Source organism: Mycobacterium sp. NGS24 (assembly GCF_059813065.1).
Genome location: NZ_JCALDW010000012.1, coordinates 83,918 through 108,254 on the forward strand (window position 1 = coordinate 83,918; position 24,337 = coordinate 108,254).

The following is a 24,337-nucleotide window of genomic DNA, read 5'->3' on the forward strand; positions in this document are numbered from 1 at the left end:
GTGCTCAGATGGCGATGGACTTGGTCTCCAGGTAGGCGTCCAGGCCCTCCGGGCCCAGCTCCCGCCCGTAGCCACTGCCCTTCACGCCGCCGAACGGCGCGAACGGATCCATGGTGTAGCCCTGATTGATGCCAAGGGTTCCGGTGCGGATGCGGCGCGCGATCGCCAGCGCCCGGTCGGTGTCGCCGGTGAAGACCGAGCCGGCCAGGCCGTAGTCGGAGTCGTTGGCGATGGCCACCGCATCGTCTTCGTCCCGGTATCCGATGACGGTGATGACCGGACCGAAGATCTCCTCGCGCGCGATGCGCATGCTGTTGTCGGCATTGGCGAACAGGGTGGGTTTGACGTACCAGCCGGTGTCGAGGCCGTCGGGCATCTCGGTACCGCCGATGACCAGTCGCGCGCCCTCCTGTTGGCCAAGCTCGATGTAATCGCGCACGCGGCTCTGCTGGCGTTGCGAGACCAGCGGGCCGAGCTGGGTTTCGGGGTCGTCGGGGTCGCCCACCCGCAGCCCGCTCATCTCGGCCGCAAGCGCGTCGACGTACTCGTCCTGGCGGTGCTCGGGGACCAGCACCCGGGTCAACGCGTTGCAGATCTGGCCGCTGTTGGCCAGGCTGGCCGATCGCACTCCGGCGGCGACCTTGTCGGGTGCCGCATCGTCGAGGACAACCGCTGCGGATTTGCCGCCGAGTTCGAGGCTGACCTTGGTGAGGTTGGCACCGCACGCGGCCGCGACAGCGCGCCCGGCCGCGGTGGATCCGGTGAACGACACCTTGTCCACACCGGGGTGCGAGACCAGCAGCTCGCCGACTTCGCGGTCGCCGGGGACGACGCTGACCACACCCGGCGGTAGGTCGACCGAACCCAGCATTTCAGTCAAAAGTAGTGCGTCCAAGGGTGATTCGAGTGCCGGCTTGAGTACCACCGCACAACCGGCCAGCAGTGCGGGCACCAGTTTGGTGACGATCAGGAACTGCGGCATGTTCCACGGCACGATGGCGGCGACCACACCCACCGGTTCCTTGCGGACGCGCACGTCGGCCCCGAAGTAGCCGGCCCGGGCCTCTTCCCACGGGTGACGCTCGGCCAGGTCGCAGAACGCACCCATCATCATCGCGGGCAGGCCTACCTGCGCACGCTTGGCGAAGGTGATGGGAGCGCCGATTTCGGAGCTGATGGTTTGGGCCATCTCCTTGCGCCGTTCCTGGTAGATCTCGGCGAGCCGGCGGACGGCGGCGATGCGCCGAGACGGCTCGGTGCGTCCCCATGCGTCGGCGGCCTCCCGCGCTGCCTGCACGGCGGCGTCGACGTCGGCGGCCCCGGCGGCAGTCAGCTCGGCGATCGGCTTCTCGGTGTGCGGGGAGATGACCTCGAAAACCTGCGATCCCATCCAGACCCTCCAGTATCAACTACTTGCGATTACCGGGACGAGCATATACCGTCGGCCCGACGGAGTATGGACAGGAGCCGTTATGCCCCGATTCCCCAAGCCCCCGGAGGGCAGCTGGACCCAGCACTACCCCGACCTGGGCACCGGCCCGGTGTCCTACGAGGACTCGATCAGCCCCGAGATCTACGACCTGGAGCGCGCCGCAATCTTCAAACGCGCCTGGCTCAATGTCGGTCGGGTAGAACAACTTCCACGTAAGGGCAGTTACTTCACCAAAGAACTGAAGGTAGCCAACACCTCGATCATCCTGGTGCGCAACACGTCCGGTGAGATCAACGCTTTCCATAATGTCTGCCGGCACCGCGGTAACAAGCTGGTGTGGAATGACATGCCGCTGGAGGAGACCCGCGGGGTGTGTCGCCAATTCACCTGTAAGTACCACGCGTGGCGGTACGACCTGGACGGGAACCTGACTTTCGTCCAGCAGGAGGAGGAGTTCTTCGACCTCGACAAGAGTCGGTACGGCCTGGTGCCGGTGCACTGCGAGGTCTGGGAAGGCTTCATCTTCGTCAACTTCGCCAAACAGCCCGAACAGTCGTTGCGCGAGTTCCTGGGTCCGATGGTGACGGCGCTGGAAGGTTATCCGTTCGATTTGATGACCTCGCGCTGGTACTACCGCTCAGAGGTGAAGGCGAACTGGAAGCTCTACATGGATGCGTTCCAGGAGTTCTACCACGCACCGGTATTGCATGCGAACCAGTCGCCCACCGCGTACTCGAAAGCCGCGGCCGAAGCCGGATTCGAGGCCCCGCATTATCGGCTGGAGGGTCCGCACCGGTTGGTCAGCACCTCGGGGGTGCGGGCCTGGGAGATGGCCGAAGAAATGCGCAAGCCGATCGAGGACATCTGCCAGAGTGGGCTGTTCGGGCCGTGGGACAAGCAGGATCTGGGTGAGATGCCAGCCGGTCTCAATCCCGCGAAATGTGAACCGTGGGGCCTGGACTCGTTCCAGCTGTTTCCCAATTTCGTCATCCTGTTCTGGGGTCAGGGGTGGTATCTGACCTACCACTATTGGCCGACGTCGTACAACAGCCACATCTTCGAAGGCACACTGTATTTTCCGCAGCCGCGCACCCCGCGCGAGCGGGTCGCGCAAGAGCTGGCCGCGGTGTCGTTCAAGGAGTACGGGCTGCAGGACGCCAACACGCTCGAAGCGACTCAGTCGATGATCGAGTCCAACGTCATCAACGACTTCCTGCTCTGTGATCAGGAGATCCTGATCCGGCATCTGCATACCGAGACCGCGGCCTGGATCCAGGACTACCAACAGCGTGCCGGGGTGCGCGTCTGATGAACGAGTCCCCGGTTCTGCCAGTCGAATTCGCCGATCTGGAACCCTTCGTCGACTGGTGTCTGCCCACCGAACCGCAGCGCTACGCCAAACGGCTCGCCAGTTCGATGACCGAGATGAAGGCGTTCTACGACGCGATCACCCCGCGCGCCGAAGAGGCGTTGAGCTACTGCGACAAGTTCCCGCTCGACGACCTGCCCGAGGACGTCCTGAACTTGATGCACCTGCTGTACTCGATGATCATGGTGTCGTTCCCGGTGGAGTGCTGGAAGCAGCCACGCGTGCCCGACTCGGGTGCCTCCACCCTGGACTGCGTGTCCGAGCCCTACCCGTGATCACCGTCCTGCGGGCCGAGCGCTGGGCCGACGTCGATGCCGGGCAGGTCCGCTCACCCGCAGTGGTGGTGGTCGACGGGAATCGCATCCTGGCCGTCAATCCCGAAGGCGCACTGCCGGATTCGGCTGAGGTCATTGACCTCGGGGACGTGACGCTGTTGCCCGGGCTGATGGACATGGAACTGAACTTGTTCATCGGCGGTCCCGGCGGCCCGGAGGGTTTGCCGGCCCCCATGCACGGCGTCCAGGATGACCCTGCCTATCGCACGCTGCGCGCCGCGGTCAACGCGCGCACCACGCTGGAAGCCGGCTTCACCACGGTGCGCAACCTGGGGCTCATGGTCAAGACAGGCGGTTACCTGCTCGACGTCGCTCTGCAGCGCGCCGTCGAGCAGGGGTGGCACGCCGGCCCGCGGATCTATCCGGCCGGCCACGCCGTCACGCCCTACGGCGGGCACCTCGACCCGACCGTCTTTCAGCGCCTGGCGCCCGGGATCATGCCGCTCTCGATCGCCGAGGGCATCGCCAACGGCGTGCCCGACGTGATCGCTTGTGTGCGTTACCAAGTCCGGCACGGCGCCAAATTGATCAAGGTCTCGGCCTCCGGTGGAGTGATGTCGCACAGCACCGCTCCGGGTGCCCAGCAGTACTCCGATGCCGAATTCGCCGCGATCGCCGACGAGGCGCACCGCGCCGGGGTGCGGGTGGCCGCGCATGCGGTCGGGGACAGTGCGATCCGGGCGTGCATCCGAGCCGGTATCGACTGCATCGAGCACGGCTTCCTGGCCTCCGACGACACGATCCAGATGATGGTCGACCACGGCACCTTTCTGGTCTCCACCACCTACCTCACCGAGGCGATGGCGATCGACCGGATCGCACCCGAGTTGCGCAAGAAGGCCGAAGAAGTCTTTCCCCGCGCAAAGGCCATGTTGCCCAGGGCGATTGCCGCCGGGGTCCGGATCGCCTGCGGCACTGACGCACCAGCCATCCCGCACGGCCAGAATGCCAAGGAACTCGGGGCGCTGGTCTCGCGCGGCATGACGCCCATGCAGGCCATCCGGTCGGCCACGGTGGTGGCCGCCGAACTCGTCGAGGCCGACCACGAACTCGGCCGCCTCGCGCCGGGCTACCTCGCCGACATCATCGCGGTGCCCGGCGACCCGTCCCGCGACATCGCTACCACCCTGGAGGTGTCATTCGTGATGAAAGACGGCCAGCTGGTCAAGGTGCCGACATGATCGGCCAGGACCAGGATCCGGCGATGGAGCTCACCGAGAACCTGCTGTGGTTGCTCAAACAGGCGTTCTACTTCTCGCTCACCACCGTCAACGACGCGGTGAGTTCGCACGGCGTCAGCACCGCCCAGATCGGTGTGCTGCGTCAGCTTCTCAACGAACCGGGGTTGTCCGGCGCCGAATTGGCCCGACGGTTGTTGATCACGCCGCAGGGAGTGCAGCTCGCGCTGACCGCGCTGGAACGCCGCGGACTGGTGGAGCGCCGCCAAGATCCGCAACACAAGCGCATCCTGCGGGCCCACCTCACCGACCAGGGGAAAAACGTGGTGACCACGGTGGTCAGCGACGCGGTGGCCGCGCACGAGGAGGTGTTCGGCGTGCTTACCGGCGACGAGCAGGAAACCCTGCGTGACCTGCTGAGCCGCGTCGTCGAGAAGGGCACCGGCCACGAACTCGTCAAAGACCACGTCTGATCGGCCGTCAGTGTCTTCAGTACTTGATACCTATCGCAAGTACTTGATATTGTGGGAGCATCATGCCTGATCCCACGCCGGCTGTAGCTGACAGCACAGTCACCGAAGAGGTGACCATCGAGCTGAACCGACGCTCCACCACCGTCTCCTACAGTGCCGGGGACACCTTGTTGCAGACCGCCCGCATGGCCGGGTTGCAACCGCCGTCGTCCTGCGAAATTGGTTCCTGCGGAACGTGTATGGCCCAACTGACCGAAGGGTGCGCCCGGATGATCAACAACGACGCGCTCGAGGACGACGAGGTGGCCGAAGGTTGGGTGCTGACCTGCCAGGCCTTGCCCACCACTCCCACCGTGCGGGTGGTGTACGAGTGAGCCGGGTGGCGGTGGTGACCGGCGGAGCCTCGGGCATGGGTGAAGCGACCTGCCACGAACTGGGTCGGCTGGGGCACCGGGTCGCCGTTCTCGACATCGACGAGCAGGCGGCGCACCGCGTCGCCGAAGACCTACGGGCACAAGGCTGCACCGCCCTCGGGGTGCAGGCCGACGTCACCGACCGACCCGCCGTCGAGCGGGCCTTCGCCCAGGTACGCAGCGAACTCGGACCGGTCTCGGTCCTGGTGACCAGCGCCGGCCTGTTCGGGTTGGCACCGTTCCTCGAAATCACCCCCGAATCCTGGAACCAGATCGTCGACGTCAACCTCAACGGCACCTTCCACTGTTGCCAGGTGGCCCTGCCGGACATGCTGGCCGCCAACTGGGGCCGCATCGTGATGATCTCGTCGTCCAGCGCCCAGCGGGGCACTCCCTTCGCCGCGCATTACGCGTCGTCCAAGGGTGCGGTCATCACGCTCACCAAAGCGTTGGCGCGCGAATACGCAGCGCAGGGAATCACCGTCAACAATATTCCGCCGTCGGGCATCGAGACGCCGATGCAGCATCGCGCGCAGGCGGCCGGATACCTCAAATCCAACGAGGAGATCGCCGCAAATATCCCTATGGGCCGGCTGGGCGCCGGCGCCGACATCGCCGCGGCCGTCGGATTCCTGTGTTCAGAACAAGCCGGGTTCATCACCGGGCAGGTGTTGGGAGTCAATGGCGGAGCGGTGATGTGAGAGAGGTGGACCGATGACGCGAGAAGGCAGACCGGCTGAGGGCTCCTGGACCGAGCACTATCCCGAATTGGGCACCGGCCCAGTCTCTTTCGCTGACTCTACGTCGCCGGAGTTCTACGAGCTGGAACGCGAAGCCGTGTTCAAACGGGCTTGGCTCAACGTGGCCCGCGTCGAGGAACTGCCCCGGATCGGCAGCTACCTGACCAAGGAGATCGAGGTCGCGCGCGTCTCGATCATCCTGGTCAAGGGTCGTGACGAGGTCATCCGAGCTTTCTACAACGTGTGTCGGCACCGCGGAAACAAGCTGGTGTGGAACGACTTTCCCCACGAACCGACCCGCGGCACCTGCCGCCAGTTCACCTGCAAGTATCACGGCTGGCGCTACGGCCTGGACGGTGCGCTGAAATACGTGCAGCAGTCCTCGGAGTTCTTCGACCTCGATCCCGCCGAGCACGGTCTGGCCCCGGTGCACTGCGAGGTGTGGAACGGGTTCGTCTTCATCAACTTCGACCCCGAACCGCGACAGACCCTGCGCGAATTCCTGGGCCCGATGATCACCGGCCTCGACGACTACCCCTTCGGCAAGCTGACCGAACGCTACGAGTGGGTCGCGCACAACAACAGCAACTGGAAGATTTTCGCCGACGCCTTCCAGGAGTACTACCACGTGCCCTCGCTGCACACCCAGCAGGTGCCCCCGGAGGTTCGCGACCCGAACGCCGGATTCACCTGCGGTCATTTCCAACTCGACGGACCGCACCGGCTGGTGTCGACGGCGGGGCGGCGTCGCTGGCTGCTGCCGCCCGAGTACATGTACCCGATCGAGCGCGCCACCCGCAGCGGGCTGGTCGGTCCCTGGCGCACCCCGGACATCGGCGAACTACCCGCCGGTCTGAACCCGGGTGGCATCGACCCGTGGGGGATCAGCAACTTCCAGATCTTCCCCAACACCGAGATCCTGATCTACGGCGGCTGGTATCTGCTCTACCGGTACTGGCCGACCTCCTACAACACCCATCGGTTCGAGGCCTACACCTACTTCTCTCCGGCGAGCACGGTGCGGGAACGCATCGAGCACGAAGTCGCCTCGGTGGTGCTCAAGGAATTCGCGTTGCAGGACGCGGGCATGCTCGGCGGCACCCAGGCCGCGCTCGAATACGGGATCGTCGACGACTTCCCGCTCAATGACCAGGAGATCCTGGTACGCCATCTGCACAAGGTCGTGGTGGACTGGGTGGAGTCGTATCAGCGCGAAATCGCACCGGCGCCGGCAGGGGTGTGATCGTGCCGGAACCATTGCTGCCCAGTGCATTTGCCGAGCTGGAGGACTACGCCAAGATTTGGTGTCTGGCCACCGAAACCGAACGGTGGAACCAGCGACTGGCCAGCACCATGCCCGAGATGCGTCAGTTCTACGACGCGTTCTTCCCGCGCCTGGAAGAGGCGATCGAGTATTGCGACAAGTTCGCCCTCGACGACCTGCCCGAGGACGTGCTGAATCTGCTCCACCTGATCTATTCGCTGATAATGGTCGCCATGGCCGTGGAGATCATGCATCAACCTGCCCCGACCGACGCCGCGGACGCGGTGATGGTCCGCACCGGCGAACCAACGCCCTGATCACGTAATCCGAGGGGAACACCGACATGAGTCTGCTCACCATCACCAAGCTCAACCAATCGGTCGGCGCCGAAGTCACCGGCCTGGACCCGGGTCGGTTGGCCTCCGACGACACCAGCGCCGAGGCGATCCTGGATGCGTTGGAGGACAACGGAGTTCTGGTTTTCCGGGATCTGCGACTGGACCCGGAGGCGCAGGTGGCCTTCTGCCGTCGTCTCGGCGAGGTCGACCACTCGTCCGACGGCCACCACCCCGTCGCCGGCATCTATCCGATCACACTGGACCCGGCCAAGAACGCGTCAGCCGCCTACCTGAAGGCGACCTTCGACTGGCACATCGACGGGTGCACCCCCACCGGGGACGAGTGCCCACAGAAGGCCACCGTGTTGTCGGCCGTCCAGGTTGCCGAGTGGGGCGGTGAGACCGAATTCGCCAATTCCTATGCGGCATATGATGCCTTGACCGAAGAAGAGAAACAGCGCTACGGCGCGTTGCGGGTGGTCCACTCGCTGGAGGCCTCGCAACGGCGGGTGACACCCGACCCCACCCCGGAGCAGCTGGCGCGCTGGCGGTCCCGGCGCACCCACGAACACCCGTTGGTGTGGACGCATCGCAGTGGCCGAAAGTCGTTGGTGCTCGGCGCTTCTGCTGACTATGTGGTCGGTATGGATCTTGATGAGGGCCGAAATCTGTTGGCGGAGCTGCTGGAACGGGCCACGGTGCCCGAGCGGGTGTACAGCCACAACTGGTCGGTCGGGGACACCGTGATCTGGGACAACCGCGGCGTCTTGCATCGGGCCGCGCCGTACGACCCGGATTCGCCCCGCGAGATGTTGCGTACCACCGTCCTGGGTGACGAACCGATTCAGTGAGGCCATGTGGCCGACAGCACGGTTAGACAGCTCGATCAGCGGGAATTGTCTCGGCATGTCTCTGGGATTCAAGGACGTGATCCAGTCCAAGTACTTGCTGTTGACCACCTTCACCAAAGACGGCCGCGCCAAGCCCACGGCAATCTGGGGCGTCCCCGACGGCGACAAGCTGTTGATCATCACCGATGACAACTCGTGGAAGGTCAAGCGGATTCGCAACACCCCCCGGGTGACCATCGCCCGCAGCGGCGCGCTCGGCAAGCCGAAGAGCGAAGCCGTCGAAGGTGTCGCGCGGGTGCTGCCGAAATCGGAAACCCGCCGGGTCTACAACGCCGTGCTCAAGCGGTACTGGTATCACGCCCCGTGGTTCTACGTGCACTCGCTGGTGCGCGGCGGTATCGACAAGGTGCACGTCGGACTCGAGGTCGAGCCCGCCGCGTAACGCGCAATTCCTGGCACGATAGAGAGCGTGACCACCGCAATCATCGTGGTGACGGCCGTGCTGCTGGGCCTCGGGATTCTGATCAACGGATTGCTGAGGCTCAAAGACTGGTTGAAGAATTCACCGCCGTTGCCGCCGCTGCTCGACCCAGACGACGAGGACGACTGAGCTAGCCGCGCAGGGCGGCCACCGTGTCGGCGATCGTGGTACGCGGATCCCGGTACGAAACTCCCAGTTCCTCTTCGCTGGGCGAGTCGTCGGACTGCGGCATCTGCGTGTAGTACTGCATGCCCGCTGCTGTGACCGGGTTCTCGAACGGCAGGTATGGGCCGGCCAGATCGAGCACCCTGCCGGCGACCCGCAGCACGGTGTCGGGCACCGGGACAGTGAGCATCGTGGTATCGGCGGCCTGGCCCAGCATGTCCGCCAGGTCGCCGACCGGCACCCGATGCCCGCCCACCATGTACCGGCGCGGTCCGCGACCCGGTTCCAACAGCGCGGCATGCACCGCAGCGACGTCGCGAGCGTCGATCACCAGCCAGGCCGCGCTGCGACCCGGGATCGCGTGCATCTGCAGTGCCGCCCGCACGCCCTCGCCGGCCTCGCCGTATTGGTCGCCGACGGGTGGGCCCAGCACCATCCCGGGATAGGTGATGTTCACCGGCGCGCCGGCGTCCTGCAGGCCGCGCGCATAGATCTCCACCTGCGCTTTGGACGTTCCGTAGCCGTCGGTGCCGCCTACCACCGGCAGGTCCGCGCGCAGTGTCTCCAACCCGGGGTGGAACAGCGCGGTGAAGCTCGACACGTGGATCACCGGGTCCAGGCCCAGCTGGACGGCCTGGCCGAGCACGTTGCGGGCGCCGTCCATATTCGTGCTCAGCATCTGCGGAGTCTGGCGCGGGTCGGTGGCGACCAGGGCGGCGCTGTGCACGACGGCGTCGCACCCGGTCAGCGCCGCCCGAACCGAGTCGCGGTCCTTGATGTCGCCCTGGACGTAGTCGGACACGTCGACGCCCAGTTTGCCGACGGAAGTCTCCAGCTTGCCCGGGGTACGGACGAAGAACCGGACCTGGTGGCCCGCGTCGGCGATGGCCTTGGCGGTCCAGCCGCCCACGAATCCCGTCCCGCCAGTTACCAGCACACGCATGTTGCGATTGTGCCGTTACAGGTGACTGGCGGCGAACTCGGCTGCCTGATTGGTCATGCCGTTGACGGAATAGGAAATGTGCTCGAATCCCGGCGGGCCGGGAGCGCCCGAACAGATGTTGTCCCCGTCAGCGCAGAGCTGGATGGTCTTGGCCTGATACAGCGGCCCGATGGTGATCTGGGGTGCCCCGTACTGGCTCAGGAACTGCGGTGACGGCGTGCCGAACAGGGCGACCGCCGCAACGTGACTCGCGACCTGCGGCGACAGCGGTTGCGGTACCGCCGAGGCTGGTACGCCGGCCGGGACGGCCGGTGAAGTCACGTAGCCGGCCAGTGCCGCACCCTGGGAGTAACCGCCGAGCACCTCCCTGGTGTTGGGGCAACTGGACGCCATCGACTGGATGTGCCCGCCCGCGTCGCGGATACCGTCGATGACGGTCGTGGCGAAGTCGCTGCTGCTGAAGTCGGTGCTGGCGGCGTAATTGACCGCGTAGATGCCGAGCGACCTGGCACCGATCGCGGTCTGCAGCGCATCTGCGAAGGATTGGCCCACTCCGCCGAGGCCAGGGGGCTCACCACTGCCGCGGGCGAATACCACCTCGACGTCCGGGCACGGCGCGGCGGAAGCGGCCGGCGCCGGCTCGGACAGCAGGGCAAACGCGCCGACCAGCGCGGTGATTCCGATCGCGACCGCGACCCGGCGTAGCACAGTGGTGCCGAACATATGCGAAACCTTTCCATGACGATCAGCCAGGGATAGCCAGAATCCGGCACCTCAACCAGGCCAGAAAACAAGCTGTCCCGCGCGGATTTTCGCGCGGGACAGCTTGGGAGAGGACTTATTTCTTGAAGGCGTCCTTGATCTTCTCGCCGGCGTCCTTCAGGCTCGACTTCGCCTGGTCCACGCGGCCCTCGTTTTCGGTATCCCGGTCGCCCGAGACACGACCGACAGCTTCCTTGGCCTTGCCGCCCAGGTCTTCGATCTTGTTCTTTGCTTTGTCTTCGGTGCTCATCTGCGTCAGCGCTCCTGTCGGTTATTTCGTTGACCGTCAGCGGGTACCCGATTGCGGGTGGCCCCGAAACCCACCTCGAAACCCGCGGCCCAGCCCCCGTCGCTGCTGGCGCCGGAACGCGTCCCGCGCGCGCAACCCGGTGTCTTTGACGTTTGCCCTGGTCTGGTCGAAGATGCCCTCGAACTCGGTGCGCCGGTTGCCGGTGAGCCTGCCGACGGTTTCTTTAGCCCTGCCGCCCCAGTACTGGGCAGCGTTGCTCAATCTGTTGTTCGCCATGCGGGGAGGCATACCCGCTGGCCGATGCCATTATTCAGGCGCCGCGCGGCACCGTTCCGCGCGGCAGGGTCAACGGCAGATCGGCGTAGGTGGCAATGCCGGGCGCGGCGGCCACCACCGCCGGTATCGCGTTGATTGCGGGCATGGCGGTCATGATGTGTCCGATCGCCATGAACTCGGCCAGCGTGGTGGCCTGGAAGTACGGCGGCGGCAGGAAGCCGACTCGGGTGGTCACCGTCGGCTGGCCGTCGACCTGGATGACCCAGCCGTCCTGGTCGATCTGCCAGTCCGGTTCCAGGGTCTGGCCTTTGCGCCACCGCACGTTGAGGTCGACGACGGTGTTGCCGCCGACGATGCCCCGCCAGCTGATGTAAGTCCCCGCGACGCATCCCGCGGGGATGGTCCAGGATTCCATCACGAGATCTTCGGTGGTCTGGGCGAATTCGGCCACGCACCGCACCTCGTCCAGCTCGACGCCCAGCGCATCGGCGACCAACCGGACCGCCTCGCCGAAGATCGCCGTCCCCTTCTCCGCCATTTGCGGCAGTTCCGGGTTGTCGATCGGCTGACCGAACCCGACCGGCCTCTCGGTGTCCGGGGAGTCGTAGAACGTGGTGTCCGCCGCCTCGTTGACGGTGACCTTGTCGACGCGATTGCACACCATCGCCGACACGATGGCCAACAGCTCGGCGAAGCCGGGGCTCACCCCGGACCCGAACATCGTCGCGCCACCTTTCTCGCACGCCTCCACGATCCGGTCCCGCCCGGCGCCCAGGTTGTGTCCGGTGATGAACGACGCCGTCGTCACCACGTTGACCCCCGCCGACAAGATGCGAACCAACTCGTCGACGTCGATCCACATCGGGTTGTAGACCACGCAGTCCGGTTTGAGGGCGAGCAGCTCGTCGACGTCGTTGGTGGCCGGCACGCCGAGCGGGTCGATGCCGACCAACTCACCGGCATCACGGCCGACCTTCTCCGCCGACCAGGCATAGCAACCGACGAGTTCGAACTGGGGGTTGGTGGCGATCGACTGTAGCGAGCTGGTACCGACGTTTCCGGTGGTCCACTGCACGACGCGATATTTGTTGGGCACTCGCTCAGCATAGGCAGGTTAGACGCGCTCAGTAAGAGGCTTCAGCCGCCAGGATCTCGGCGAGGAACGCGTCCGGCGGTGGTTGGTCCAGTCGCAGCCGCACCCAGCGGCGGATCCGGTCGCGTACGTCGCGGGGTTCGCTGACCGGCACGCCGACGACCACGGACGTCGCGGGCCAGTCCTGGTTCCAGGCGGCCGACTCTGTCAGCGCCTGTTGTTGCGCATCGAACAGGGGAACAGTGGCCCGGCCACCGGGATCCAGGGCGCCGGCGCCGCTGACCTTCCCCGACCTCACCCGCACGGCGATGTCGGTGGCCGGGCCGGGGCCCAGGACGGCCGTTCGGACGACGGCGACAACCGCCGGACCCGCTGCCTGCACACTCCACTCGACGGTGTCCTCAGCCGCGTCGAACACGCCCGGCGGCACCGCGGCCCAGTTGATCGACGCGACTCCGCGGCCGATCGCGGCGGCGGACCGCGGACCCGCGTCAGCGCCGGCAGCCAGCGCGTAGTCGTCGCGTCGTCCGGCCGGAACAGTCCCGGTGATCTTCGAATCCTGCAGTGCGACAGCCAGTTCCGGCCATCCGTCACCGTCGACGCCGACCTCGTCGGCAAGCTCGGACCCCGCCCGCACCAACTCGCGAACCCGCGGATCGCCGGTGCCCAGGTGGGCGGTCAGCGCCGCGCCGTGCGGACTCAGCAAGGCGGCGACGTCCGAATCCAGGGTGTCGTCGGTGAAAAAGTCCTGCAGGCCGACCGTCAGCAGCGCCACCTCGGCGTCGAGCAGGGGCTGATCAAGACCGGGAATGCCGTCACGCCGACTGGCCGGCCACCAGCGCCGCAGCCAATGACCGATCGCCAGCCGGCGCAGTGGTTCCATCGAACCGGCTGCCACGTCGAGTTCGACCGGCCCGGTGCCGGCGATCAGCGCGAGGTGACCAGCTGACCCGACGACGCGCCACAACCAGTCGGCGCGGGCCACGTCGGTGAAGGTCACGGTGGGCGAGTCCGCGGCCGGCTCGTCCACCAGCCAGGACAACACGGCACCGCTGACCTCCAGCACCGCGACCAGCGGAGCCGGCTGCCCGAGCGGATCGTCGACAACCCTCACCCCGCCACCTGCAATTCCAGCATCGACTTGATCCGCTGCCGGTGATCCAGGCTCACCGACCTGGCGACGCCGTCCAGCAACGCGCGGACGTCCTCGACGTCTGCACACGGTTCCTGCCACACGTCGCGTCCATGCAGGCGTGCCCACAAACGGCTCAGATACGGCTGCGCGAACGCGGCGAGATCGTCGATGATCTGTTGCTGGCGCGGGTGGATCGGGCCGTTCCCGGCCACATACCGTCGGGCGTGCAGGACGTAGGCCTCCTTGCGCAACCGGGACTGGATCTGCGCGGCCAGCGCGTAGCGGGCGGTGACCGTGCGGTCCAGTGGCGCCAGTCCGACCGCTACCTCGATGCCGGCCACCATGGTGGCCTGCTTGTCCTCAGCCAGCAGACCCCAGGGCGCGCTCGCCCGGTCCACCTCCTCGGCGCACAGCAGCGGGATGTCGGGCAAGGCGTCCCGGTCCAGGGTGCGCCGCAGTGTCGACCGCACCCGATCCACCACCGTGCGATCCAGCGGGCGGTCGCTGTCGGCGCCACCGGCAATTTCCGGCGGGCGTTGTGGCGCAACAGAACTCAAGCCCAGCTCGACGATGGACCACGGCAGCTCGGCCTCGTGGACGCGGGCCAGGGCACCCAGGTTGTATGGCGTGGTGTCGGCTATTACCGCCGACCACACCCGCTGGCGCGCAGTGGTCGCGTTGTGACTGTCGGCCGGCCCGAGCACGGTGGCCAACTCGGCCAGAAACGGTTCGAGCACCGCGTCCTGCGCCCGCACATCACACCAGCTCCGTTGGAGCTGGGCTGCCAAGGTAGCGACGACCTGCGGATCGGCGATGTAATCGTTGAGCACCTCGACCGCAGTGCGGTCCCGGCCGCGGTGGATCTCCTGCAGCACCGCACCAGCGGTCTCGCGGTCTTGCGGCGCGGGTGCGCCTCTGGTCACCGCGAGCTCGAAGCACACCGGGAAATACAGCTCCTGGGCGTTGCCGCTGCGGATCCGCAATCGACGCCGCTCGATCTTGAGCACCTCGAACCAGGCTGCGGCGCAGCGTAACTGGACGGAATTCCCGACGATCAGGTCATGCATGGCCGCCGCGGTGCCGGCTGCGACCACCGGCGCCGAATACTGCGGATTGGACCGCAGCCGAAGCACTAGTGGATCGATGATGCGTTTCACGGTCCTGCTCAACGGCCCGCCATCATCGCTGCTGAGCACCTCGACACCGGAACCGATTGCGCGCCAGCCCCGATCGATGACCGCACGGCGGGGATAGCCGGGATCGTTTCCGCTGTAGAAGGCAGCCGCTACCTCCTGCGGATCGGCGCTCATGACGACAGAATAGGGGCACCGGGCACGATATCGGTATCTGCGAAGTTGGGTTCGGTAGCCGGTCGGGTCCGCGGCGCTGGTCGTATCCGCAGGGCGGACAGCGCAATTGGCCCCCACCTGAGGTCACCGTGCCCGGTCGACGGCGAAAGTGACCAGCGCGCCCCAGTACAGCGGACTGGCGGTGACATCGCCGTCTCGCCAGCGCCGCAGCTGGGCGCGCTGCCAGCGGTTCACGGCGCAGCCCGCGGCGTCCTCCTCGTGTGCGTCGTCGACGGCAGCGACCAGGTCGGACATCGGGTCCGGGAACTGATCGGTCGGGTCGGCGGCGACCGTGCCGAATTGTCGGTATGCCGCGGTGGTGGGCAGCGACCAGAGCGTGGCAGTCACCAACTGTGCCCCGCACAGGATCATCGCCGCCACCAGACCGGTCGCTTCGTCGAACTGATAGTCACCGCCGGATGCGCAGGCCAGCAGCGCCACCCGCGGTGGTACCGGCAATCGCAGGGCCATCAGATCCGAGGCGGTCAACGGCCGATGGTCGCCGATCGCCGCGGCGTCTCCGGGGGTCGCGGCGGTACATGCCAGGTGCAGCGAAGCTCGGTCTGCGTGCCCAGCTGCGCCGTCGGCCGAGCTCGCGTGACCGACGTAGAGGAGCCGGCTTGGTTGTTGCGCGAGCAGTCCCGCCAACCAGTCGCGGTCGGCGTCTGGACGGCGGAACAATTCGACAGCCGTGTCGACGCGGGGCAACACCGCGCGGTGTTGCTTGAGGGCAGCGAAATGCCTGGCCAGCGCAGTCTTTTCGGACGGTCTGCCGAGCACCGATCCGAGGGCCGAGTCGGGTCGCTGGCCCGGAACCCGGGGATCCAGGACCAGTACCGCCGGCCCGTCGCGCCGGGCGCGCCATTGCGCGGGGACGCGAGGTGCGTGCGTAATGTGCTGCGGCACCGCCAACAGGATGTCGACCAACTCCATCAGCCGATAGCCATCAGTGTGCTGCTCGATATCGGCCAGCTGCCAAGCTATGTGGGCGGCCGTCGGACCGCTGGCGGTGAATGCGCCGTGGCGGGCCTGAACCAGTTCTGCGGTGCTGGGCCCCGACTTGGGCAGCGCGAGCTGACCCCAGGGCACCCGCGCCAGCCGGGTGCTGGGTGAGACGAACAACCTGGGCCGCGGCGAGGCCACGCACTGCGTCAGCAGTTGCCACCCGGCCGTTCCGATCAACAGCGCACCGAGGATGTAAGAGGTGGTCAGTTCGGCCGCAGGCGACGCGAACGGACCTCGGGTCAGGGCCCGTTCGATCGCGTCATGCCGGTTCTCGGCACCGACCGGTTCGGGTAATGTGTCGGCCAGTTCCTGTAAGGCGGCCAACAGGATTGGCTCCTCGATCACCCAGGTGACGGTGCTGGACGGATCGCCGACCACCCGCAGGCTCGCATAGGTGGCGACGCCCAGATCGGCGTAGCGCAGGATGAGCGTCACCGAGTCAGTCATGCCAGGTCGACCACGGTGGCTCGGCGGCGGTGACCTGCCGGCCGTACCGCTGCAGCGCCAGCGCGCGATACCGATCCAGGATCGGCGCCGAGTCCGGCTGCATCTGCAACGGAGGCAACGGCCCGATCCGGATCAGGGACCTGCCGCCCGACCTGACCGGCCCCGCGGCTGCCGTCGCCATCTCGTCCGCTCTCCCGGTGACCGCCGGTGGCACGGCCGTCGACTCCCACTCGCCGGGTTGCCGGGTTGGCAGGTCGCTGTGGAAAGTACCACGCGCACTGTGATATTCGACGAGCTCGCTGAGCAACGCGGTGTTCTCCGACTCCCAGGCGACCGCGAAGGCACCGGCCAGCACGGGTGCCGCGACATGGTTCGCCCAGCGGGATCTCGCATCGGCATCGACGATCGAATAACGCACCGAGTCGACGGCCAGTGCCGCGGGCACTTTGAGGTCGGCCGCCTGTTCGAGCTTGGTCATCGCTCGTCGATGCTGCCGGGTGCCGCCCTCGCCGTGCAGGACGCCGAGTGAGGTGAGGTGGCGGTACTCGACGTGCCGCAACGGCTCGTCGGGATCTCCATAGGCATCAAAACCCATATCCGCCAATGCATCTGCACGCCACACGGTGCCCAACTGATTGTCGAGCAATGCGTACTGCAGCCAGCTGCTGCGTGGCGAGGAGTCGAGCAGCTCCCGGGCTTGGGCTATCAGCTCCACTGCCTGGGCGAACCGTCCCCAGAATATCGCAATCCAGCTGCGCTGCAGCAGAATACGGTGTAAATGCAGCGGCTTGCCCAATTCGCGCCAGTGCCGTTCGGCATGCTCCCAACATTCGTCGGCAGCCTCCAGTGCACCGCCGGACAGCCGGGTCAGGCCCAGGTACAGCCAGCAGCGCGACACCTCATGGGCCCGCGCGTAGCGGGCGATCACCGGATAGGCCGCCGAGACCAATTGCTCGGTCGTGTGATGGTCACCGACCGACCAGCTGGCCGCTGCCCGCTCCAATTGTGCTCTGGCGCAGTCGAGCTCCCAGCCGCGTGCCCGTGCCCGGGCGTCTGCGCGGCACAACCAGGGCTCGGCCTCGACAAGGCGTCCGGTCTCGACGCAGAACCTGCCGTACCCGGTGGCTGCCAGTACCCAGAGGTGATCGGCGTATGCACCGCCGTCCGTCGCACCATCCAGCCAGGTGAGCACCCGTTCCCATAGCGGTACCGACCGGACGTGCAGATCGTCGTCGCACAGAGCCGTCGCGGACAGCAGCTGGGCGTAGCAGAGTAACTGCCGGTGCTCGGCGACGAGATCGGGAAAGGCGTCGTCGGAATCGGCCAGGGCAGCCAGCGCTGCTTCGACCCCCTCGTGATCACCTTGTGCCGCAGCCAATCCCGTCTGCAGGAACTGGGCCCGCCGGGTGTAACGGCACACCATGTGTGCGATCGCGGTGTGCGAGATGTGCACCTGCGCCGCGGCCTCCGGCATGGTCCCGGCCAGGATTGCACGGTAGATTGCCAACGGGTCCAGAATCCGTCGAATACATTCCCGCACTCCGTCATTCGCGCCGCGGACCAGGTAGATCTCGCCGAGCTGAGCGAACACCTCCAGTAGCAGGTCGTCTCGAACTTCCTGCTCGGTCCGCGGCATCAGCGACAGCAACAGATCGCGGGCCGCCTCGTCCTCGGCGGCGCACCCCAGATGACGAGCGCGCTGCAGGTCGTCACCGATCGACACGGCTGCATCATAAGTCCGTCTGACCACCCGGAACGGCGGACGTGCGTCGCACGCCCGCCGGGCCGAACCGCGGCGCATCAGCCGCAGGTCACCTTGATGCTGAAGTCCTTGGTGATCATGCCGGCCATCGGGTTCTTCAGGTCGGCACCCTGCGCCTGTCCGGTGATGGTGTAGGTCTTGCCGTCCACCGAAACCTTGGCCGAACCGACCTTGGAGCCCATGCTGTCGGCCACCGACAGTGCGTTGCCTTCGACCACCAGCGCCAACGAGTCCACGGTCGGCGGGTTCGCGTCGGTCATCACCACGGCCAGCGCCTGCTGGGGGCCACCGGTGGATCCACTGCCGATGTTGATCTTCCCGGCCTGCTTCACACAGGTCACCGAGGCGGGGTCCAGGCCGGCAAGGTCGGCGCCGGCCACTTTGACCTCGGTCTTTCCGCCGCCGGTGGACACACTCGCCGGCGCGTTCGGCGCCGGGGTGGCCGTCTGGCCGCCGCTGGAGCAGCCCACCAACACCGAAGCGCAGCCAAGGGCGCCAATCGCAGCAGCGATAACACGTTTCATCGGACTTCCTTCCGTCATGCGCCGCCCCGATGGCGTCGTCATTGCTGAAGTACAGCCCGCAGCGATCGCTACCGATCCCAACAAATGAGACCGACGGCAACGCAGCTACCGCCCTGGGGAATCACCGCAGTCGCAGTAGTTCTGGTGTAGTAGTGAGCGTGATCGAAATCGAAGCTGTGGGTGGGGTGCGGGTACTGACGTTGTCGGCGGGACGGGTGAACACCCTCGACGTCGAGTTCCTCGGTGAGCTGACGGAGGCTGTGCGGGAACAGGAACGATCGGGCGGGCCACCGTTGGTCCTCTCCGGCGCCGGTCGGGTGTTTTCTGCCGGGGTAGACCTCAACCGCCTCGTGGCGGGCGGGGCCGCATACACCGACCAATTGGTTCCGGCGTTGTCGAGTGCGTTCGACGCGGTGTTCCGGTATCCGGGACCGACGGTGGCCGCGATCAACGGCGCCGCGATAGCCGGCGGATGCGTGCTGGCCTGCGCCTGTGATTGGCGGCTGGCTGCTCCGGGCGCCCAGATCGGCGCCGCCGAGGTCCGGGTGGGGGTGCCGTTCCCGGTCGCCGCGCTCGAAGTGATGCGCTACGCGTGTGGTGACCGCGCCGAAGAGGTCCTGCTGAGTGGGCGGAGTTACCGCGGCGACGAGGCCGTGGCCCGCGGGCTGGCCCATCGCATCGTCGCCGACAATCTGCTCGACGCGGCTGTTGCCGAGGCGTCCGACCTGGGTGAGATCCCGGCGGCGGCGTACAGCCACACCAAAGCACAGTTGCGGGCGCCCACGCTGGCGCGCATCGACGCCGGCACCGACATCGACCGCGAGGTTCGCCGGGTGTGGGCATCGGACCAGACTCAGCAGGGCGTGGCCGCCTACGTCGAACGGTTGAAGAACCGCTGAGGCCCTATTCCTCGACCGTGACCCCACCCCGGGTGCGTCGCCGACGATGCGAGGTCTTGCCGGTCGGACGGCGGTTGCGCAACCGCGGCTGCACGGCGGCTTCGACGGTTTCTTCCGCCGGTGCGTCTTCCCCGTCAGCCTTGGCCGCTGGTGCCGGCTCATCGTCGGAGTCTTTGTCCAGGCTGACACCCGCGGGTGCCTCGACGGTCTCCGCTTCGACAGGTTCGGCCTCGGCGCTCGGCGCTACGACAGTGTCGGCCTCGACCTCTTCTGCCGCTTCGACCTCTTCTGCGTCCGCGATGTCGGAATCGGCGCCCTCGGCGGCGTCCTCAGTTCCGTCAGCCTCGTCGTCGAGCTCATCTTCCTCAGCGTCTTCGACGTCGGCGGCGGCGACCTTGCCCCGCTGCTTGCCCCGGACGCGGCGTTTCTTGTCCTTCTTCGGCTTGATCGGTTTCGGCGGCGGCGGCGGGAGTTCGGCAGCGAACGACAGGTAGAACATGAAAATCCCCAGCACCGCGATGGCGGCGGCGGCACCGTAGATCGCGAACAACCACTGACCGGCCTTGTCCAGGCTGAGCCAGTACTCGCTGATCGCGGTACCGATGATCAGCACCCCCGCCAGCACGTGGGCCACGATTGCCCACGTCCGGATCGATAACGCCAGCTGCGGCACGCCGAGTTCGGGCTTGCGGGTCCGCGACAGGTCGAACACCACCGGCAACGCGGCCAGACCGATCAGCACGCCGGTCAGGATGCGAAGGGCGTTGCCCAGGCCGTGCGAGGTGTCACCCACCAGTTCGGGCCACCGGGGCAATACGAAATAGAAGAAGAGGACGCCGGCGCCGATCGAAAACGACGCGTGCCAAAGCACGGCGACTTTGCGCCCCATACCCCTCCTCAGGCAGATCACTCTGCTGCCGACAGGCGACCAGGATAGACATCCGCCCTGGTCACCCGGCAGACCATACAGCGGAGGATGCGGGATTTGAACCCGCGAGGGCTGTTAACCCAACCCGCGTTCCAGGCGAGCGCCATAGGCCACTAGGCGAATCCTCCGTGGTCATGGTAGCCGTTGGACCGCGCAGAGTGCCTCCGGCACCTGCCTCCGCCGCTGACGAGTCGCCAAGAACAGGTCGGCGGCCAGGTACTACACTCGCCGATGGACCCCGCGCGGCGTCTATCCTGTGAACTCCCCCAGGGCCGGAAGGCAGCAAGGGTCAATGGGCTCTGTCGGGTGCGCGGGGTCCCCTTCATGTCACGACGGTGAAAGGGCCGCATGGCTTCGCTCGATTCCCTCAGCCCTGAAGATCTGTCGGCGGTGCACGCGCGCCACCAGCAGGAGTACGCGGGGCTACAGGCCAAGAAGTTGTCGCTCGACCTGACCCGAGGGAAACCGTCACCCGAGCAGCTCGACCTGTCCAACCGGCTACTGAACCTGCCCGGAGACGAATTCAAAGACCCGGAGGGCACCGACACCCGCAACTACGGCGGTTTGCACGGACTGCCGGGTCTGCGCGGAATCTTCGCCGAGTTGTTGGGCCTTCCGGTGCAGAACCTGATCGCCGGCAACAACGCCAGCCTGGAATTCATGCACGATGTCGTCGTCTACTCCATGCTGCACGGTGGCGTGGATTCGCCGCGGCCCTGGATACAAGAGCCGGGCGGCGTCAAATTCCTGTGCCCGGTGCCCGGATACGACCGTCACTTCGCCATCACCGAGACCCTGGGCATCGAGATGATCCCGGTTCCGATGCTCGAAGACGGTCCGGATGTCGACCTGATCGAGGAGCTGGTGGCGGTCGACCCGGCCATCAAAGGCATGTGGACGGTGCCGGTGTTCGGCAACCCCACCGGGATCACCTACTCGTGGGAAACCGTGCGCCGGCTGGTGCAGATGCAGACCGCGGCCCCCGACTTCCGCCTGTTCTGGGACAACGCCTACGCAGTGCACACGCTGACCCACGACTTCACCCGTCAGGTCGATGTCCTCGGCCTGGCCACCAAGGCCGGCAACCCCAACCGGCCCTACATCTTCGCCTCCACGTCCAAGATCACCTTCGCCGGCGCCGGGGTGAGCTTCTTCGGCGGGTCGCTGGGCAACATCGCGTGGTATCTGCAGTACGCCGCCAAGAAATCGATCGGCCCGGACAAGGTGAATCAGCTCCGGCACCTGCGCTTCTTCGGGGATGCGGACGGGGTGCGCCTGCACATGCTGCGCCACCAGCAGATTCTGGCGCCGAAGTTCGCGCTGGCGGCCGAGATCCTGGAGCAGCGGCTCGGCGGCTCGAAGATCGCCTCCTGGACCGACCCCAAGGGCGGCTACTTCATCAGCCTCGACGTCCTGCCCGGCACCGCGCGCCGCACCGTCGCCCTGGCCAAGGACGCCGGCATCGCCGTGACCGAGGCCGGCGCATCCTTCCCGTACCGCAAGGATCCCGACGACACCAACATCCGGATCGCGCCGTCGTTCCCGTCACTGACAGATTTACGCAACGCGGTGGACGGGCTCGCTACCTGCGCGCTGCTGGCCGCCACCGAATCGCTGCTGGCGGTCAGGGCCGCCGCAGGCTGACGACGGCGACGTCGTCGTCAGTGGCACCCATCACCGACGCCATCGCCGACCAGATCCGCGACGCGGAGGCGTTGCCGACCCGGGTGAGAGTTTCGGCCAGGCGGTCCAGACCGGCATCGATCGGTTCGCCCCGGCGTTCCACCAAGCCGTCGGAGTACATCACCAGCCCCTGGCCGGGCCCGATGGTGAACGTGCTCGGGGCGTAGGTCACCCCGCGGATGCCGATCGGCGGCGAAAGCTGGACCGAGGCCGCCAGCACCCCCGGATTCGTCAGGTACGGCATCAGGTGGCCGGCGCACGCCGCCTCCACGAGCCCCGAATCGAGGTCAATCCGCGCCACGATGACGGTCGCGAACGCGCCGGGCAACATGTGCACCGAGAAGTCGTTCAGTTGATTCAGGGCTTCGGCCGGCGTGGCGCCGCCGAACAGCTGCGCGCGCAGCGCGTTGCGCAGTTGCGCCATGGTGCCGGCCGCCGCGACACCGTGACCCGCGACGTCGCCGAGCAGCAGGATCAGCCGGCCGTCGCGCAGCTCGAACGCGTCGTACCAGTCGCCGCCGACGTTGTCGCCCGCCGCCGGCTCGTAGTGCGCCGACAGCTGCCAGCTGTCCAGCTTGGGGATCGATTCCGGCAGCAGACTGCGCTGCAGGGTCTCGGCCATGCGCAACGCGCCGCGCGTGCGGCGGTACAGCGATTCGACCAGGTGGCGGCGCAGCGATTCGGCAGAATCCGCTTCGCTGGGCGTCCACGCCTCGCTGCGTTCCCGCACGATCTCGCGCCACCGCTCGAAAGACTTTCGCGGGCTGAGCCGGATGCCGTCGCTGCCCTCGCGGATCGCGATGGCCTTGTTGTGCGGGTCGCCGCCCCAGTCGACTGACCGCTGGACCTCGCGGCGAAACCAGATCGCGTACTGCCCGTCGGGCAGGTTGAGAGCGAGCGCCCCGGCGACGAGCTTCGGATCGAGATCCAGCGCCGACAACTCCTGGGTCAGGCACTCGGTACTGGCGACCTCCTCGCCCGCGCCGCGGGCCCACGCCGCGACCATGGATGCGACCTCCGGCGGCGGCACCGCCCCGATGACCCGGTATTCACCCTGGATGTTGACGACGACTCCGTCAGCGGGCACCAGGTCGAGCAGGTTCGGCGCGCCGAGCAGCGCCGCCGCCAGGGACTCGCTGTCGTCCAGCGTGGCCGCAATCAATTTCGTCAGCACCGCATTAGCAGCTAACCGCTGGTGCAACTGGTCGTCTTCGAACCGGTCGACCAGTCGCAGCGACAGGGTCGAACCGAGGAACTCCGCCGCCACCCGGGTGCCGTACGGCGGCAGGTGTGGCCCGGCGTAGTGGTGGCAGGCGATCAGGCCCCACAGCCGGCCGTGTCGTAGCAACGAGATCGACATGGACGCGTGCACACCCATGTTCTGGAGGTACTCGATGTGGATAGGGGAGACGCTGCGCAACGTGGCATAGGTGAGGTCCAGCGGTTGGCCGCTGGCCGGGTCGACCGCGGGGACCAGAGGGGCCGGCGTGTAGTTGACGTCGGAGATGAGCCGAATCCAGTTCTTCTCATACAACGCCCGCGCCTGGGCCGGGATATCGGTCGAGGGGTAGTGCAGGCCGAGAAAGGAGTTGAGGTCGTCGCGCCTGGATTCGGCGACCACCTCGCCGTTGTAGTCCTCGTCATACCGGTACACCATCACGCGGTCGAAGCCGGTGAGCGCGCGGACCGATTCCGCGGTGGTGTCATACAGTTCGGTGAGCGTGGTGGCCCGGTTCAGCTCCTCGACGGAGTTGCGTACCGCCTGGTACGTGTTCGGAAACGAAAACGGGCGTTCGCCGTACGCGATTTCGAGTTCGACCAGCAGGATCCCGCCCGGCTCGCGGCGCAGGATGACGTCGAACGCCCGCGTTTCGCCGCCGACGTCGATATCGCACTCGAGCGGGTTGCGTTGCCGGAGATCGCCGAAAGTCGACGCCGTCTGCTCGACCCGGGCGGCTTGGGCGGTGCCGATCAGATTCGACAGCGGCCGGTCCAGCACGGCCTCGGTAGGGCGGCCGAGCAAATCCGCGACGTTGGCGCTGACCTGGCGCACCACGAAGTCGGGTTCATGCACCACCGCCAGCACCCCGCGCGGCTGGATGCTGCCGGGAATGTGGATCGGCTCCCGGGCGCAGTTCTCCAAGTCGATGGGGGTGCCGACCGGCACCAGATCGTTGTTGATCACACGATCAACCCCGTTGTGTGCGTGACGTGCACGTCCCACATGTCATCAATAGACTCC

At 66.8% G+C, this 24,337-nt stretch carries 25 protein-coding genes, 1 tRNA gene, 1 other RNA gene and 1 pseudogene; 14 read left to right on the top strand and 14 right to left on the bottom strand.

From position 1 onward, the window contains the following. Positions 1-4: 4 nt before the first annotated feature. Positions 5-1,390 (bottom strand): aldehyde dehydrogenase, encoded by a 1,386-nt coding sequence (locus AC5Y6Y_RS16730; protein ID WP_473138578.1) that lies wholly within the window; start codon positions 1,388-1,390, stop codon positions 5-7. A gap of 82 nt (positions 1,391-1,472) precedes the next feature. Here AC5Y6Y_RS16730 and AC5Y6Y_RS16735 point away from each other — a divergent pair, with 82 nt between their 5' ends. The 11 genes and pseudogenes from AC5Y6Y_RS16735 (at position 1,473) to AC5Y6Y_RS16785 (ending at position 9,003) form a co-directional block, all read left to right on the top strand. Beyond that, on the top strand, positions 1,473-2,741 hold the full coding sequence (locus AC5Y6Y_RS16735) for an aromatic ring-hydroxylating oxygenase subunit alpha (RefSeq protein WP_473138577.1): 1,269 nt from the start codon (positions 1,473-1,475) through the stop codon (positions 2,739-2,741). After that, positions 2,741-3,076, top strand: a complete 336-nt coding sequence (locus tag AC5Y6Y_RS16740) for a hypothetical protein (RefSeq protein WP_463826052.1) — start codon at positions 2,741-2,743, stop codon at positions 3,074-3,076. The genes AC5Y6Y_RS16735 and AC5Y6Y_RS16740 overlap by 1 nt, the downstream gene beginning before the upstream one ends. Further along, positions 3,073-4,317, top strand: a complete 1,245-nt coding sequence (locus tag AC5Y6Y_RS16745; protein ID WP_463826051.1) for a metal-dependent hydrolase family protein — start codon at positions 3,073-3,075, stop codon at positions 4,315-4,317. Before AC5Y6Y_RS16740 ends, AC5Y6Y_RS16745 begins: the two co-directional genes overlap by 4 nt. Before the next feature lie 23 nt (positions 4,318-4,340). Beyond that, positions 4,341-4,787, top strand: coding sequence for a MarR family winged helix-turn-helix transcriptional regulator (locus tag AC5Y6Y_RS16750; protein ID WP_463826415.1), 447 nt, complete (start codon positions 4,341-4,343; stop codon positions 4,785-4,787). Positions 4,788-4,885: 98 nt separating this feature from the next. Continuing rightward, positions 4,886-5,161, top strand: a pseudogene (locus AC5Y6Y_RS16755) (2Fe-2S iron-sulfur cluster-binding protein); the annotation flags it as partial. Further along, entirely contained in the window at positions 5,158-5,901 is a 744-nt protein-coding gene (locus tag AC5Y6Y_RS16760; RefSeq protein WP_463826050.1) for an SDR family NAD(P)-dependent oxidoreductase, read from the top strand. The pseudogene AC5Y6Y_RS16755 and the gene AC5Y6Y_RS16760, both read left to right, overlap by 4 nt. A gap of 13 nt (positions 5,902-5,914) precedes the next feature. Beyond that, positions 5,915-7,183 (top strand): aromatic ring-hydroxylating oxygenase subunit alpha, encoded by a 1,269-nt coding sequence (locus AC5Y6Y_RS16765; protein ID WP_463826049.1) that lies wholly within the window; start codon positions 5,915-5,917, stop codon positions 7,181-7,183. Between the two features lie 2 nt (positions 7,184-7,185). Next, a complete protein-coding gene (locus tag AC5Y6Y_RS16770) occupies positions 7,186-7,521 on the top strand; it encodes a hypothetical protein (RefSeq protein ID WP_463826048.1) in 336 nt (111 codons plus the stop codon). Positions 7,522-7,547: 26 nt separating this feature from the next. Then, positions 7,548-8,393 (top strand): TauD/TfdA dioxygenase family protein, encoded by an 846-nt coding sequence (locus tag AC5Y6Y_RS16775; RefSeq protein ID WP_473138576.1) that lies wholly within the window; start codon positions 7,548-7,550, stop codon positions 8,391-8,393. Between the two features lie 55 nt (positions 8,394-8,448). Further along, a complete protein-coding gene (locus AC5Y6Y_RS16780; protein WP_463826046.1) occupies positions 8,449-8,835 on the top strand; it encodes a PPOX class F420-dependent oxidoreductase in 387 nt (128 codons plus the stop codon). A 27-nt stretch (positions 8,836-8,862) separates the two neighbouring features. Continuing rightward, positions 8,863-9,003 carry a hypothetical protein gene (locus AC5Y6Y_RS16785; RefSeq protein WP_463826045.1) on the top strand — a complete coding sequence of 47 codons (141 nt, stop codon included), beginning with the start codon at positions 8,863-8,865 and terminating at the stop codon, positions 9,001-9,003. Between the two features lies 1 nt (position 9,004). Here AC5Y6Y_RS16785 and AC5Y6Y_RS16790 read toward each other — a convergent pair whose 3' ends face one another. From AC5Y6Y_RS16790 to AC5Y6Y_RS16835, 10 genes are all read right to left on the bottom strand, one after another. Further along, positions 9,005-9,982, bottom strand: a complete 978-nt coding sequence (locus tag AC5Y6Y_RS16790) for an NAD-dependent epimerase/dehydratase family protein (protein WP_463826044.1) — start codon at positions 9,980-9,982, stop codon at positions 9,005-9,007. Between the two features lie 15 nt (positions 9,983-9,997). After that, a complete protein-coding gene (locus AC5Y6Y_RS16795; protein ID WP_463826043.1) occupies positions 9,998-10,705 on the bottom strand; it encodes a cutinase family protein in 708 nt (235 codons plus the stop codon). Positions 10,706-10,820: 115 nt separating this feature from the next. Continuing rightward, complete coding sequence (locus AC5Y6Y_RS16800) at positions 10,821-10,994, bottom strand: CsbD family protein (protein WP_463826042.1); 174 nt, start codon at positions 10,992-10,994, stop codon at positions 10,821-10,823. Between the two features lie 36 nt (positions 10,995-11,030). After that, the gene (locus AC5Y6Y_RS16805) at positions 11,031-11,270 is read right to left on the bottom strand and encodes a CsbD family protein (protein ID WP_473138575.1); all 240 of its coding nucleotides are present in this window, start codon (positions 11,268-11,270) and stop codon (positions 11,031-11,033) included. Between the two features lie 34 nt (positions 11,271-11,304). Continuing rightward, positions 11,305-12,366 carry an NAD(P)H-dependent amine dehydrogenase family protein gene (locus AC5Y6Y_RS16810; RefSeq protein WP_473138574.1) on the bottom strand — a complete coding sequence of 354 codons (1,062 nt, stop codon included), beginning with the start codon at positions 12,364-12,366 and terminating at the stop codon, positions 11,305-11,307. A gap of 28 nt (positions 12,367-12,394) precedes the next feature. Continuing rightward, on the bottom strand, positions 12,395-13,477 hold the full coding sequence (locus tag AC5Y6Y_RS16815) for a hypothetical protein (protein WP_473138573.1): 1,083 nt from the start codon (positions 13,475-13,477) through the stop codon (positions 12,395-12,397). After that, on the bottom strand, positions 13,474-14,808 hold the full coding sequence (locus tag AC5Y6Y_RS16820; RefSeq protein WP_463826038.1) for a hypothetical protein: 1,335 nt from the start codon (positions 14,806-14,808) through the stop codon (positions 13,474-13,476). Before AC5Y6Y_RS16820 ends, AC5Y6Y_RS16815 begins: the two co-directional genes overlap by 4 nt. 123 nt (positions 14,809-14,931) lie before the next feature. Continuing rightward, the gene (locus tag AC5Y6Y_RS16825) at positions 14,932-16,299 is read right to left on the bottom strand and encodes a CHAT domain-containing protein (protein ID WP_473138572.1); all 1,368 of its coding nucleotides are present in this window, start codon (positions 16,297-16,299) and stop codon (positions 14,932-14,934) included. After that, entirely contained in the window at positions 16,292-18,022 is a 1,731-nt protein-coding gene (locus AC5Y6Y_RS16830) for a hypothetical protein (RefSeq protein ID WP_473138571.1), read from the bottom strand. The genes AC5Y6Y_RS16825 and AC5Y6Y_RS16830 overlap by 8 nt, the downstream gene beginning before the upstream one ends. 77 nt (positions 18,023-18,099) lie before the next feature. Continuing rightward, positions 18,100-18,585, bottom strand: a complete 486-nt coding sequence (locus AC5Y6Y_RS16835; RefSeq protein WP_473138570.1) for a lipoprotein LpqH — start codon at positions 18,583-18,585, stop codon at positions 18,100-18,102. 152 nt (positions 18,586-18,737) lie between these two features. Between AC5Y6Y_RS16835 and AC5Y6Y_RS16840 the strand changes: the two genes are divergently transcribed. Then, entirely contained in the window at positions 18,738-19,484 is a 747-nt protein-coding gene (locus tag AC5Y6Y_RS16840; protein ID WP_473138569.1) for an enoyl-CoA hydratase/isomerase family protein, read from the top strand. A gap of 4 nt (positions 19,485-19,488) precedes the next feature. Here the strand turns inward: AC5Y6Y_RS16840 and lucA are convergent, their stop codons facing one another. Further along, entirely contained in the window at positions 19,489-20,373 is an 885-nt protein-coding gene (gene lucA / locus AC5Y6Y_RS16845) for a lipid uptake coordinator LucA (protein ID WP_463826033.1), read from the bottom strand. An 81-nt stretch (positions 20,374-20,454) separates the two neighbouring features. Beyond that, a tRNA-Ser gene (locus tag AC5Y6Y_RS16850) sits at positions 20,455-20,540 on the bottom strand. Positions 20,541-20,642: 102 nt separating this feature from the next. Between AC5Y6Y_RS16850 and ffs the strand changes: the two genes are divergently transcribed. Together ffs and AC5Y6Y_RS16860 are read left to right on the top strand one after the other, a co-directional pair. Next, positions 20,643-20,737: signal recognition particle sRNA small type (ffs, locus tag AC5Y6Y_RS16855), an RNA gene on the top strand. A gap of 23 nt (positions 20,738-20,760) precedes the next feature. Next, positions 20,761-22,056 (top strand): aspartate aminotransferase type Ic, encoded by a 1,296-nt coding sequence (locus tag AC5Y6Y_RS16860; RefSeq protein ID WP_473138568.1) that lies wholly within the window; start codon positions 20,761-20,763, stop codon positions 22,054-22,056. On the opposite strand, the gene AC5Y6Y_RS16865 is transcribed toward AC5Y6Y_RS16860, so the two are convergent. Beyond that, complete coding sequence (locus AC5Y6Y_RS16865; protein ID WP_473138567.1) at positions 22,037-24,280, bottom strand: SpoIIE family protein phosphatase; 2,244 nt, start codon at positions 24,278-24,280, stop codon at positions 22,037-22,039. The genes AC5Y6Y_RS16860 and AC5Y6Y_RS16865 overlap by 20 nt on opposite strands. Between the last annotated feature and the right edge of the window lie 57 nt (positions 24,281-24,337).